This window comes from Ruegeria sp. AP12, assembly GCF_056540025.1.
Genome location: NZ_JBQFVZ010000001.1, coordinates 787877 through 801111 on the forward strand (window position 1 = coordinate 787877; position 13235 = coordinate 801111).

Annotated in this window: 12 protein-coding genes; 7 read left to right on the plus strand and 5 right to left on the minus strand. The window is 59.5% G+C overall.

The window, feature by feature from the left end:
- Positions 1-22: 22 nt before the first annotated feature.
- Together ACR0E6_RS03970 and ACR0E6_RS03975 are read right to left on the minus strand one after the other, a co-directional pair.
- Positions 23-997, minus strand: a complete 975-nt coding sequence (locus ACR0E6_RS03970; RefSeq protein ID WP_480581068.1) for an HAD family hydrolase — start codon at positions 995-997, stop codon at positions 23-25.
- 66 nt (positions 998-1063) lie between these two features.
- The gene (locus tag ACR0E6_RS03975; RefSeq protein ID WP_170450554.1) at positions 1064-2674 is read right to left on the minus strand and encodes an arylsulfatase; all 1611 of its coding nucleotides are present in this window, start codon (positions 2672-2674) and stop codon (positions 1064-1066) included.
- A gap of 224 nt (positions 2675-2898) precedes the next feature.
- Here ACR0E6_RS03975 and ACR0E6_RS03980 point away from each other — a divergent pair, with 224 nt between their 5' ends.
- A complete protein-coding gene (locus tag ACR0E6_RS03980) occupies positions 2899-3549 on the plus strand; it encodes a Crp/Fnr family transcriptional regulator (RefSeq protein WP_480581070.1) in 651 nt (216 codons plus the stop codon).
- Between the two features lie 2 nt (positions 3550-3551).
- Here ACR0E6_RS03980 and ACR0E6_RS03985 read toward each other — a convergent pair whose 3' ends face one another.
- A complete protein-coding gene (locus ACR0E6_RS03985) occupies positions 3552-4622 on the minus strand; it encodes an AI-2E family transporter (protein ID WP_480581072.1) in 1071 nt (356 codons plus the stop codon).
- Positions 4623-4784: 162 nt separating this feature from the next.
- On the opposite strand from ACR0E6_RS03985, the gene ACR0E6_RS03990 reads away from it, so the two are divergent.
- The 3 genes from ACR0E6_RS03990 to ACR0E6_RS04000 all read left to right on the plus strand — a co-directional run bounded on the left by ACR0E6_RS03990 (position 4785) and on the right by ACR0E6_RS04000 (position 7834).
- Entirely contained in the window at positions 4785-5645 is an 861-nt protein-coding gene (locus tag ACR0E6_RS03990) for a YihY/virulence factor BrkB family protein (protein WP_170450560.1), read from the plus strand.
- The gene (locus ACR0E6_RS03995; protein ID WP_480581074.1) at positions 5642-7543 is read left to right on the plus strand and encodes a cytochrome c3 family protein; all 1902 of its coding nucleotides are present in this window, start codon (positions 5642-5644) and stop codon (positions 7541-7543) included. The genes ACR0E6_RS03990 and ACR0E6_RS03995 overlap by 4 nt, the downstream gene beginning before the upstream one ends.
- Before the next feature lie 102 nt (positions 7544-7645).
- Complete coding sequence (locus tag ACR0E6_RS04000) at positions 7646-7834, plus strand: hypothetical protein (protein WP_170621833.1); 189 nt, start codon at positions 7646-7648, stop codon at positions 7832-7834.
- A gap of 2 nt (positions 7835-7836) precedes the next feature.
- On the opposite strand, the gene ACR0E6_RS04005 is transcribed toward ACR0E6_RS04000, so the two are convergent.
- A complete protein-coding gene (locus tag ACR0E6_RS04005) occupies positions 7837-8553 on the minus strand; it encodes an RlmE family RNA methyltransferase (protein ID WP_480581076.1) in 717 nt (238 codons plus the stop codon).
- Positions 8553-9665 carry a Ppx/GppA phosphatase family protein gene (locus ACR0E6_RS04010; protein ID WP_170518736.1) on the minus strand — a complete coding sequence of 371 codons (1113 nt, stop codon included), beginning with the start codon at positions 9663-9665 and terminating at the stop codon, positions 8553-8555. Before ACR0E6_RS04010 ends, ACR0E6_RS04005 begins: the two co-directional genes overlap by 1 nt.
- A gap of 181 nt (positions 9666-9846) precedes the next feature.
- On the opposite strand from ACR0E6_RS04010, the gene ACR0E6_RS04015 reads away from it, so the two are divergent.
- The 3 genes from ACR0E6_RS04015 to ACR0E6_RS04025 all read left to right on the plus strand — a co-directional run bounded on the left by ACR0E6_RS04015 (position 9847) and on the right by ACR0E6_RS04025 (position 13229).
- The gene (locus tag ACR0E6_RS04015) at positions 9847-11733 is read left to right on the plus strand and encodes a PhoX family protein (RefSeq protein ID WP_480581078.1); all 1887 of its coding nucleotides are present in this window, start codon (positions 9847-9849) and stop codon (positions 11731-11733) included.
- Between the two features lie 246 nt (positions 11734-11979).
- On the plus strand, positions 11980-12276 hold the full coding sequence (locus tag ACR0E6_RS04020; RefSeq protein WP_170373668.1) for a virulence factor: 297 nt from the start codon (positions 11980-11982) through the stop codon (positions 12274-12276).
- Between the two features lie 26 nt (positions 12277-12302).
- Positions 12303-13229, plus strand: a complete 927-nt coding sequence (locus tag ACR0E6_RS04025) for a methylenetetrahydrofolate reductase (protein ID WP_480581080.1) — start codon at positions 12303-12305, stop codon at positions 13227-13229.
- Positions 13230-13235 lie beyond the last annotated feature (6 nt).

The window sequence follows — 13235 nt, forward strand, 5'->3', positions numbered from 1 at the left end:
GGTTCCAGGATCCGGGTGGTTTTTAGTTCGCCCCAGTGTAGACGCGAGACCAGTCCTGCGCCATATCCACGATCACCCATCCCATATCTGGGCCTTTGGCCAACCCATCGACCAGCTTGCCAATTGGGCTTTCGCGGTCATAAGCCCATTCGCGGTCTGCATCCGTGTGATGAATCAGGACACCCAATCTGGGCCCTTCGCCTGCGGTAACCCACTCCATCATCGCGAAATCCCCGTCCGAGTTTCCACCCGCAAGGATCGGTCGCTTGCCGATGGTGCGTTCGATATTGATCGGCTTTCCTTCCTTGTCATCAATGAAAGCGATGCCCGGCGTCTTGACCACGGTGGGCACGCCATCGACATGGTCGAAACTGGTATTGCCGTAGGTGCCCAACACCTGATGAGGGGGAATGCCATAGGCATCTTCGGCAAAGACCCGCATGAAATGGATGCCGCCGCCGGAGACGATATAGGTGGTGAACCCTTCGTCACGCAGATAACGCAGCAGCTCGACCATCGGCTGATAGGTCATTTGATCGTAAGGCAAGTCAGTATCCGGGTGGCGCGCCGTTTCCAGCCATTGGGCCACGGCGGCCTGAAACTCGGCAACGCTGGTGCCGGAATGCGAGGCATTGACGACCTCGATCAGCGCGTCATGACCGCCTTGCAGGATCGTGGCCAGATCGCCTTCGGCGGCGGCCTTCAGGGCAGGCGTTGTCAGGATCGACGGATCCTGCTCGGCCATGTCCGCAAGGCGATCCATGGCAAAAATGAACTGAAAATAGACGGGCTGTTCTGCCCAAAGTGTGCCGTCATTGTCGAACACGGCAATCCGGTCGGATGGGGTGACATAGGCGGGGCCATCCGGATCGGTCACGCCCTCGACAAAGTTGATAATCCGGGTGCGGGCATCGGTATCCTGCCAGCTTGGCAGCGGGTCAGCCTGTGCCATCAGGGGCAGGGCAAGCGCGGACACAACAGCGGTCAATCGCAGCATGAGAATTACTCCGTTCAATAAAGGAAGGGCCGCCATCATCGGCGGCCCCCTGAGTGGCAGGCGAACTTAATTGCCTGTCGGTGTGCTGAGCTTTTCCATCACCTGATCCAGGCTGAAGCTGGCGGCTTTCTGGCGTGGTGGGAATTCCTGGAAGGTGCTCAGGAAGTTGCCCACATATTGCTGCGCCGGCACCAGGAAATACGCCCGGTCGAGGATCCAGTCGTAATAGGTGTTCGAGGTGCGATAGCCACGCTCGTACGGGTCGCGGCGCAGGTTGACGATGATCGGCACGCGCAGTTCGGTGAACGGCTCCATCCACGCACGGAAGGTTGCCCATGCTTTCTGCTCAAGGAAGATCAGTTTCCAGTCGTCAAAGCGCAACGCCGACAGATCGCCATCGTCGGTGAAGTAAAAGATCTCGCGACGGGGGCTTTCTGTGGTCTCACCAGTCAGCAGGGGCAGGATGTTGTAGCCATCCAGATGCACTTTGTAGTCTCGGCCCATCGCGGGCGAGGAATAGCCTGCTTTCAGCTTGTCCTTGATCTCGGGGTCACCGGCAACGGCCAGGTAGGTCGGCAGCCAGTCCATGTGATGCACGATTTCGTTGTTGACGGAACCGGCCTCGATCTGTCCGGGCCAGCGCACCATCGAAGGCACGCGCCAGCCGCCTTCCCAGTTGGTGTTCTTCTCACCCCAGAACGGGGTCGAGGCCGCGTCGGGCCAGGTGTTGTAGTGTGGTCCGTTGTCGGTCGAGTAATGCACGATGGTGTTGTCGGCGATGCCCAGTTCGTCCAACAGGTCAAGCAACTGGCCAACATGCATGTCATGTTCGATCATGCCAGCGGTGTATTCGTCCGCCGGACCGCCAAAGATCTCATTGGCCTGCTGCCGCATCTCGTCTTTCACATGGGTGCGGAAGTGCATCCGCGTCCCGTTCCACCAGACATAGAACGGCGTCCCGTTGGCGTTGGCTTCGCGAATGAACTCAACAGCGGCTTCCAGCGTTTCCTCGTCCACCGTCTCCATCCGTTTGCGGGTCAGGGGACCTGTGTCCTGAATCTCGCCCCCGGCGGAGGAGCGGATTACGCCGCGCGGACCATAGGCTTCGCGGAAGGTGCGTCCGTCAGGCAGGATCGCGTCACCGGGATAGTCTTCGTGTTCGGGTTCTTCTTCGGCGTTCAGGTGGTAGAGATTGCCGAAAAACTCATCAAATCCGTGGTTTGTGGGCAGATGTTCATCCCGGTCACCCAGATGGTTCTTGCCGAACTGACCGGTGACATAGCCATGGTCTTTCAAAAGGCCGGCAATGGTAGGATCTTCGACCTGCATGCCTTCTTTCGCGCCGGGCAGACCAACCTTGGACAGGCCGGTGCGGAAAACCGATTGCCCCATGATGTATGACGACCGCCCGGCGGTGCAGGACTGCTCGCCATAGTAATCCGTAAAGATCATCCCTTCCTTGGCGACACGGTCGATATTGGGTGTGCGATACCCCATCAGGCCCATCGTATAGGCCGAGATATTGGATTGACCGATATCGTCACCCCAGATGACCAGAATGTTTGGCTTTTGATCCTGCGCCCAGGCGGGCAGGGCCAAAAGCACCGAAAGCGCACCGACGGCTGCGCGGCGTATCCCAGTACGCCAGTGTTCCACCAATTGAATAGAAGGTCGCATGTCTTGCTCCTGAATTTGCGGGCAGAACCGCCCGAGAGAATTTTTTGTGCTTTAACGTCGAGAGCCGGATCGACTACTCTGCGGATAGCTGTAAACGTCCTGTTCAAGCCCAGCTTGCGCAGGAATCGCTTGGCACCAAATTAGGCCAACAGCATGGGCCAAAACTTATCACATGATGATTTTCAAATATACCGATGTTAAAAAACAAACCTGATCTCAAGCCGTTGCAAGATTCAAATTGGCTGCAAACCCGGTCTGCCGGGTTCCGAACGGCGTTGATGGCCTGCGCCGTACACCGCAGGTATGAGGCCGGAGAAGCGCTGTATAACCACGGTGATCCGGCAGACGGCATTCATGGCGTGCTGGATGGTGGTGTCAGGCTGACCACCCCTGCGGATGACGGGCAGGAGTACGTTCTGCATCAGGAAGGGCGTGGGTTCTGGGTCGGTGATCTGGCGCTGTTTGCCAACGCGCACCGGCTGGTTGGGGTGGTCGCGACAAAGCACACCGAGGCCTTGTTTTTTCCGTCGGCCATGCTGGACAGGATGGTGCAGCAAAACCCGGAATACCTGCGCGATTTCTATGTGTTGTCACATGAAAACATGCAAAAAGCCCTGCGGATCATTGCCAACCTTGGCGTAACGGGTACGGAAAAGCGTCTGATCCTGCGGTTGCTGCATCTGGAGGAGGTTGCCGCAGACGCCGATGGCTGGCTACAGGTTTCGCAAGAGGAACTGGCCGCGATGATCGCCGTATCCCCGCCGACGCTGCACCGGACGCTGCAACGGCTGATCAAACAGGGCCTGATTGCTGGCGGCTATGGGCGCCTCAAGCTACAGGACCGCCCGGCTCTGATCGCGCTTTGCCAAAGCTGAGGTCAGGGCTGATCATCCCCTAGTCGCCCGTCCAGCGACATCAGGATGGCCACCGGGCGCAAGGCGGGGATGTGGCTGAATACGATCAGGATGCAAACGGTTAACGGCACGCTCAGGAACGCTCCGATAAGGCCCCAGACGGTGGTCCAGAACATCAGGGCCAGAACGACCAGAAACGTGGACATGTTCAGCGACCGGCCCAGCATCGCCGGATCTACGAAATTGCCGATCAGGAACTGGATGGTGCCGCAGCCCAGAACCACCACCAGAAACGGGCCGATGCTTTCGAATTGCACAAGCGCGATCATGGCCGGGAAGACCACGGCAATGATCGACCCGATCGAGGGGATGAAGTTCAGCGCAAAGGTCAGAACCGCCCATGTTTCGGCATATTCCAGTCCGAGGATGCGGAAGACGGTGTAGCTGATGCCCGCCGTGATCAGACTGATCAGGGTTTTGACCCCCACATAACGCTGCAGGCTGAATGAAATTGCATCCAGCATCGCCGAAAACTCTTTGCCGGTTTCGGGGTTGCCTGCGGCCAGTTGGATTTTCTTGCGAAAGGCCAGTCGTTCGGCCATCAGGAACGCGACATAAAGGCTGATCAGAAAGAACTGATTCAGCAGCGAGGTCGCGCTGCCCAGCAACAGCCGCGCCAGATAAGACATGTCGATACTGACCAGATTGTCGCGAATGAAGGTCGTGACATCACTGCCCACCAGCCCCGCCACGCGGTTCACCGCATCATCGAACTGGGTCTCATACGTGTTGATGCTGCGGGCGAACTGTGTCGCCTGACTGCCCAGAATATACATGATCATGAACAAACCGGCCAAAACCACAGTTACTCCGGCAATATTGGCCAGCCAGACGGGGGCTCGGGTCACCGCAATGACCCGGTCGCTGAGCGCGATGATCAGAACATTGATCAACAGGGCCATCGTCAACGGAATCAGAAAAGCGGCACCCGCATACAGCCCCAAAACAACCAGAGCTGCGATGATACAACTGTCGCGTACCACGGACAGGCTGGGGCGATAGCGATCTTTCGGGCTGTTTGGATCAAGGGTCATTCGCAAACCTGAACTATGATAGGGCGGGCGCATGCAAAGCGGGTCGGGTTGTCCTGATCCTGCACAGCCGGGTAAGTTTATGCAATGCAGTCAGTTATTTATATATCGGGATTTACGACTTCCCGGGTTCTACCGGGGCTGCGGGCGGGCTAGGGTTTCAGAATGTCGCAACCATCGATTCTACTATCCGGCCGTCTGATCAAAGCGCTGTTTCTGGCGTTTCGGCGGTTCAGCGAGAAAAACGGCTTTGTCATGAGCAGCCATGTCGCCATGTCGATGATGATGGCGTTGTTTCCGTTTGTACTGTTCACCGTGGCGCTGGCAGGGACGTTGTCGCAAGGCTATGTGACGGACGAGTTGATCGACCTGATTTTCGGCGCGTGGCCGCAGGATGTGGCTGGCCCGATTGTGTCCGAACTGCGGGCGGTTCTTCAGGGGTCAAGCTCGGGCGTGATCACGATCGGCGGTTTGCTGGCGGTGTATTTTGCTTCGAACGGGGTGGCGGCGGTGCGGGCTGCGATGAATCAGGCCTATCACGACCGGGACAGCTGGCCGTTCTGGAAGACGAGGCTGCTGTGTATCGTTTTGGTCATTCTGGGCGGGGCCGCCATTCTGATCGTCGCTGCGGTCGAGGTCGTGCTGCCCGTCTACACAACGCTGGTGTCCAAGCATACGGACGTGGATGTCTCGACTTGGCTTTCGGTGGACCGGTTGCGCTGGACCTTTACCGTGGCCGTGCCGGTGGCGACCATACTGCTGGCGCATCTTGTTCTGCCGACGCGGCGCCACCGGGTGATGCAGATCCTTCCGGGCGTGGTGCTGACCCTGCTGCTGTTGGGCGGCGGCGGCTGGGCCTTTTCGATCTATATCGCCCAATTCGCCAGCTACAGCGCCACCTATGCCGGTCTGGCCGGGGCCATGGCCGCCCTGATCTTCCTGTACCTTTGCGCAGCGATCCTGATCTTGGGCGCGGAATATAACGGCGCGCTGATGGACCTGCATAGCGAGGATGACAGCGCATGAAGTGGCTCGCCTTTGCGGTTTCCGTGTTGATATCCGGGATCGCCTACGCTCAGACCCCATCATATGTTGGATCCGAGCAATGCGCCGATTGTCATACCGAAGAAACAGCCGCCTGGGCCCAATCCCATCACGCATTGGCCTGGACCGGGGTTGAAGACGGGGCGCTGGTCGCGGGTTTTGACGGCACGGTGTTCGAACATGACGGCATGTCGGTCCGCTTCGGTTATCGTGGTGCGACGCCTTATGCGGATGTGACCGAGAAAGATGGTGTGACGACCAGTTATGACGTGCACTCCGTCGTCGGGATCGAGCCGTTGCAGCAATATCTGTTCGAAACCGAACCCGGACGATTGCAAAGCTTTGATGTCGTCTGGGACACCGAAAACAAGCGTTGGTTCCACCTCTATCCCGATCAGGACCTGCCGCCGGATGACGGGCTGCATTGGACCGGGCCGTATAAGAATTGGAACGCACGCTGCGCCGAATGCCACGCCACAGGATTCGAAAAGAACTATGATGTTCAAAGCCGAGCCTATCAGTCCCGTCAGGTCGAAATCGGTGTCGGGTGCGAGGCCTGCCATGGTCCGGGCTCGGCGCATATCGACTGGGTTGGCGGAAAATCGGTTGCAGAAGGTCTAAGCGAGTCTGGCTTTCTGATGTCATGGGGCAGGGGCCAGACCGAGGCGGAAATCCAGCAATGCGCCGGGTGCCATTCCCGGCGCGAGGCGCATGAGCAAGGCAACTCTCTGCCCGGCACGCCCTATCACGATGCCTATAATCTGGCCCTGCTGCGGCCCGGAACCTATCACCCGGACGGGCAGATTCTGGACGAGGTTTATGTTTACGGCTCGTTCCTGCAATCGAAGATGTACGCGCAGGGCGTTGGCTGTATGAACTGCCACGAACCCCATAGCGCCGAGCTGCGGGCCGATGGTAATGGCGTTTGCACGCAATGCCATTCCCCGGCGGGCAACCCCGATTTTCCGACTTTGGCGCGCAAGGAATACGACACGCTGGCGCATCACCACCACCCCGAGGGCAGCGCGGGTGCGCAGTGCAAAACCTGTCATATGATCGAACGTGTCTATATGGGCGTCGATGGTCGCCGCGATCACAGTTTCCGCGTGCCGCGCCCGGATTTGGCGCTTGGACAGGACGCCTGCACCGATTGCCATGAGGATAGGGATCAGCCTTGGGCGGCTGCCCGGATTGAAGAATGGTTCCCGAATTCATCGCATCGCGGCCCGCATTTCGGATCGTCCTTTGCCCCGGCGATGGCGGGGCAGGCGGACAGTCCCGAAGGGTTGCTGGCCATTGCCCTCGATCCCGCACAGCCGGGCATCGTCCGGGCCACGGCAGCTTATCTTTTGCAACCGTTTGGCTCTGCAGACGTGGCAGAGGCGACAGTTGCGCTGCTGGCGGATGCCGACCCGCTAATACGGGCCAATGCGGTCGCCTTGCAGCGACAGGCATCCTTCGTCGATCAGGTGCAGCGGCTTGAGCCGCTCTTGTCCGACTCGCTGCGCAATGTGCGTATATCGGCGGCGAAAGAGTTTCTGAACATTCCGCCGCAAGCCCTGACGCCGGATCAGCAAGCCCTGGCCGGGCAAGCGATGGCCGAATGGCAGGACGCAATTGCCAACCGTCTGGATTTCCCCGAGACCCATATGGTGCTGGGCGGCATGGCGCTGACCTTCCGCAATGCACCCGCCGCCGAACGGGCGTTTCGCGAGGTTGTCACGCTTGATCCGCAACGGGCCGAGGCCTGGCCGATTCTGGTGCAACTGGCGCAGATCAACCGGGGGCCGGATGCAGCACATGAGGTCGTGAAAGAAGGCCTAGGGCGCATCCCGGACGACCCAAACCTGCAAGAATTGTCCAGACAAATCGGGCCATAACATTGGCATCTGCCTGCCCGTATCGCGCCATTTTCCCGGCAAATTCTGACGTTAACCCTTAGGTCGAGGGTGTCGGCCTAAGGTGCAGTCAAAGGTGGCAATATGTCGAAGCATTCAAAGAAACTGACCATTCCACGGGGGAAGTGGGTCTCGCTTGACCAGCGGATCGCGCAGTTGCGCGAGCAAAAGCCGGTTGATCTGAACCACGGAGAGGGCCTGATGCTGCAAGGCATCGCAACCGCATCGCTGAGAGAGCAGCGTTTGCCCGGCCAGATCTCGCTGGAAGATTAACTTCAGCCGCGAAACCCGGTTGCCACCACGAATTTCTCGGAACTGTCTGAACGGGATGCGGGCGGTTTGACGTTGGCAACCTTGTCGAATTTCTGCTTCAGCAGCTTCTGCAAATCGCCCTCGGCCCCTCCGGCCAGAACCTTGGCCACGAATGTGCCGCCTTCTTCCAGCACGTCAAAGGCGAAATAAGCCGCCGTTTCGCACAGCGCCATGATCCGCAGATGGTCAGTCTGTTTGTGGCCCGAGGATGCGGCGGCCATGTCCGACATCACCACATCCGCCTTGCCGCCCAGCCAGTCTTTGACCTTTTGATCGGCGTCATCTTCCATGAAATCCAGCACATGCGCTGTGGCTCCGGCCACGGGTTCGACCTCTTGCAGGTCGACGCCCAAAACCGTTCCGATCCGCTTGCCACTTTTTTCGCCCAGCGCGTTCACCCGTTTGACGGCCACTTGCAGCCAGCCGCCGGGCGCGCAGCCCAGATCAACCACACGGGCACCCGGCACCAGAAACCGAAACTTCTCGTCCAGTTCCAATATCTTGAACGCCGCGCGTCCGCGATAGCCCTCGGCCAGCGCGCGTTTCACATAGGGGTCATTCAACTGCCGCTCGAGCCAGCGGGTCGAGCTGAGCTTGCGCCCGCGCGCAGTCTTCACCTTGACCTTCAGGTCGCGTTGCCCACGGCCTGAAGTGTTTTTGCCACTCGGTGTCTTCGCCATCAGAACGGTCCGTCTTCCAATACACCGTCCGCACTCATCTGCGCATAAAGCAGACCCTCGCGCAGCCCCCGGTCCGCCACGGAAAGGCGGTCGGTGGGCCAGCATCGAAGCAGCGCCTGCAAAATGGCCGAGCCGGACATGATCAGGGCCTGCCGGTCATCCCCGATCCGGGGGTCGCGGCGGCGCCCGTGAGGGCCGAGTTCTAAATACCCGCGTATGACTTTGTCAATCTGATCGCTGGTCATGCGCAGACCGTCCACCTTGGTCCGGTCATAACGTTTCAGCCCCAGATGGGACGCCGCAACTGTGGTCACAGTGCCGCTGGTGCCGACGATCTGAAACCCGGCGCGGGCCTGTTCGTCCTTGTAGGGGGCAAAATCGGCCAGATTTTCTTCGAAAAACCAACTCATCAGGGCGAAACGGGCCGAGTCATCTTCGACATCGTTGAACTGATCGCGCAGCGTGGCGACGCCCAAGGGAACGCTGATCCAATCCACCACCTTGGCGGCGGGAAATGGGCTGTCGGCAGTGTGGAACCCATTGTGGAGGCGCATGATTGCCGCCGGACGGTCGCGGCGCGGGACCGAGGAAATGTCGATCCACACCAACTCGGTCGAGCCTCCGCCGATGTCGACGACCAGTAATTGCTCGGTCTTGGTCGAAACCAGCGGCGCACAGGAAATCACCGCCAGACGCGCCTCTTCCTCGGGCTGGATGATCTCAAGCGTCAGGCCGGTTTCGCGCTTCACCTGACGGATGAAATCGCGCGAATTCTTGGCCCGGCGGCACGCTTCGGTGGCGACCAAACGCATGCGTTTGACCTTGTTGCGTTTCAGCTTTTGCTGACAGATTCGCAGCGCCTGAACGGTGCGCGACATCGAGGCCCGGGACAGCCGCCCGGTCCGTTCCAGACCCGCGCCCAACTGCACGGATTTGGAGAAACTGTCGACCACATGGAACCCGCTACCCTTGGGTTGGGCTATCAACATGCGGCAGCTATTTGTCCCCAGATCCAACGCAGCATACAGCGCATCAGGATCGGGTCTTGCCGGCGCGGGGCTTTCGACCGCCTTCGGGAACGCGCCCGCACCTTTGGGACGCTTGGGCGCCATTCGTCACGCCCTCCGATTTTCGAGTTAATTTGACCCTAGGCGGGGTATCGCCGACGCGCAAGTGATTTCAATATTGAATTTAACGTGAGTGTCACACAGCGTTCATACTGGAATGCGATCCCCGCGCGGGATCCCCGATACGGGATTCTCTACCAGCTTTCAGCCAGATACGGAGATTGCCATGAAAGACGAACGCACCCTGTCCTTTGATGAATACGATGAGGTCGTAAACCCACGTCCCGAAGAATGTGAATTTGATCGCGTGGTCGAACGCGCCTTGTCGCGTCGCGGATTCCTGGGCGGCGTTCTGGCTATGGGCAGCTTCACCGCCGTTGGCGGCGCGCTTATTCCTTCTGGCGCGCGCGCAGCGGCGGACCGGTTCTCGTTCGAGGCGATCCCTGTATCCACCGCAGACGACGTGATCGTACCGCCGGGCTACAAGGCCGAGGTCATGGTCCGTTGGGGTGACCCGCTGTGGTCTGATGCGCCCGAGTTTGATCACGCGACCCGTGGGACGGCCGCCAGTCAGGAGCGCGCCTTTGGCGACAATACCGATGGTCAGGACGTGTTCTATCAAGACGGGCACGTGTTGCTGGTGGTGAACAACGAATACACCAACCGCGACATTCTGTGGGGCAACAATCCCGATGCCAAGGCAGCTTCGGACGACGACGTCGCCAAGGGCATGATGGCCCACGGCGTGACCGTGGTTGAGATCGCCAACACCGACGGTACATGGGGCATCGTCAAGGACAGCCCGTATAACCGCCGCATCACGCCGCAGACCGATATGACGATCACCGGCCCTGCCGCTGCTCATGATTTGATGAAAACCGCTGCTGATCCGACTGGGACCACATCGAAAGGCACCTGGAACAACTGCGGCAACGGTATGACCCCGTGGGGCACGTACCTGGCCTGCGAAGAGAACTTCAACGGCTACTTCTCGGCAGAAGACGAAAACCACGAGGTCAGCGCTGAGTTGAAGCGCTATGGCGTCTCGGCCAGCGACTGGGGCTATGGCTGGGCCAAGATCGACGACCGTTTTGATGTGTCGAAAAACCCAAACGAGCCGAACCGCGCCGGTTATGTGGTTGAGATCGACCCGACCGATCCCAACTCGACCCCGCGCAAACTGACCGCCCTGGGCCGATTCAAGCATGAAAACGCCGAAGCGGTCGTTAACAATGATGGTCGTGTTGTCGTGTATATGGGCGATGATGAACGCGGCGAGTTCCTGTATCGCTTTGTCTCGGACGGCGTCTATGCCGCTGGCGTGGACACCAACGCCCTGCTGGAAAACGGAACCCTGTCGGTCGCCAAGTTCAATGACGACGGCACCGGTGAGTGGCTGGATCTGACGCCCGAGACAACGGGTCTGGCCTCGCAAGCCGAGATCAGCATCCACACCCGTCAGGCAGGCTCCGCCGTTGGCGCGACCACCATGGACCGCCCGGAATGGGTTGCTGCCAACCCGAACGTGGCCGAGGTGTATTGCTGTCTGACCAACAACAAGAACCGGGGCGTCAAACCGAATGCCGGGGGTGACGACACCTCGGTCAACGGTCCCAACCCGCGCGAGGCCAACAATTACGGCCAGATCGTGCGGTGGCGCCCGGACGGTGGCGATCACACTGCCTCGGGCTTTGCTTGGGATCTATATGTTCTGGCGGGTAACCCCAATGTGCATCAGGATGCCTATGGTGGCTCGGACAACGTCAACGCCGACAATATGTTTAACTCGCCCGATGGTCTGAAATTCGACAGCAACGGCCTGCTGTGGATCCAAACCGACGGCAACTATGGCAACGAAGGCGATTTCGAAGGGCAGGGCAACAACCAGATGCTGGCAGGTGACCCGGTCACCGGTGAAATCCGCCGCTTCCTGGTTGGTCCGAACGAATGCGAAATCACCGGCCTCAGCTGGTCTCCGGATCGCCGCACCATGTTCGTGGGCATCCAGCACCCGGGCGAGGACGGCAACAGCCACTGGCCCGAAGGGGGCGATGCAGTGCCGCGTTCGGCGATCATCGCGGTGACTCGCGAAGATGGCGGGCTGGTGGGTTAACCCCTCTGGACCCTTAAAAACATGCCCCGGACGCGGTTTCCCGTCCGGGGCTTTTTGGTTTTATGAAGCGGTTTCATAGTGAATTGAGGATTATGATATGCGCAATTGCAGGGGCACTGTGTAAAAGCCCGGTACACCACCCTGGGCAAAAACGTCGTTTGGAAAGCGTTGGGTGTCGAAAATCGACTGACCCGAGCCCAGATTGAAGTTTAGAACCGCCCCATCGGGTTAGGAGGAATCACAGCAATGCCTGACGTCACCATCGTTTACTGGCGCGACATTCCCGCTCAGGTCATCGTCGGCAAGGGCCGTCGTGGGGCCAAGCGGCAGTTGGAAGAACGGTTCGAGCAAGCCATCGACCGGGCTGCCATGAAGGTGAACGCCAAGGACAGTGATGCCTATCTGGCCGAATGGCGCAAGGCCGAGCCTTTCGCGGTTGAGGGCGACCCGTCCGAGATTGCCGAGGCGCAGGCCGTGCGTCTGGAAACGGAATACGATCAGGACCGCATCAAAGCGCTGATCGCCAATGACGGTTGGGCATGAGCCCGAGACAGCTATGGGAGGCCGCAATGGCTTTGCTGAACTTCAAGAAACGTGATGCGGTCGAAAACGGGCCGGTGAATCCGACCGTCGAAGCCTTCTTGCAAGGCTATTCGATCGAGGTGATGCCCCGCACCGCCGAAAAGGTCGAAGATTTCCGCTCGCTGCTGCCAGAAGGCACCCGCGTCTACATCGCCCATATCGAGGGCACGCCCATCGAAGACATGGTCAAGACCGCCAAGCGTATCGCAGCCGAGGGCTATCCGGTCATGCCGCACTTCCCGGCGCGTATCATCAAGGACGCGGCGACGCTGGAGAACTGGATCTCCATGTATCAGGGCGAAGCGGGCGTCGAGCAAGCGCTGCTGCTGGCAGGTGGCGTTGCCAATCCGCATGGTGATTTTGACAGCTCGATGCAGTTGCTGGAATCCGGTCTGTTCGACAAGGCGGGTTTCAAGCGCCTGCATGTTGCCGGCCACCCCGAGGGCAACAAGGACATCGACCCGGACGGCTCGACCAAGAATGTTGACGACGCGCTGCGCTGGAAACAGAAGTTCAGCGAAACCACCGACGCGGAAATGGCTCTGGCCACCCAGTTTGCGTTTGACGCCAAGCCGATCATCGCATGGGCCGACAGCCTGAAAGAGGCGGGGATCGACATCCCGGTCCATATCGGTATCGCGGGCCCGGCCAAGCTGCAGACGCTGATCAAGTTTGCCATCGCCTGCGGTGTTGGCCCCTCGCTGAAGGTTCTGCAGAAACGCGCCATGGACGTGTCCAAGCTGCTGCTGCCCTATGAGCCGACCGATGTGATCACCGAACTGGCCAACCACAAAGCGGCCAACCCGGATTTCAACATCACCAACGTCCACTTCTTCCCGCTGGGCGGGATCAAGACCAACGCCAACTGGGCGATCAATAACGGCGGCGCTTCGGCAAAGCCTGCAAACTCCTAAGGAACG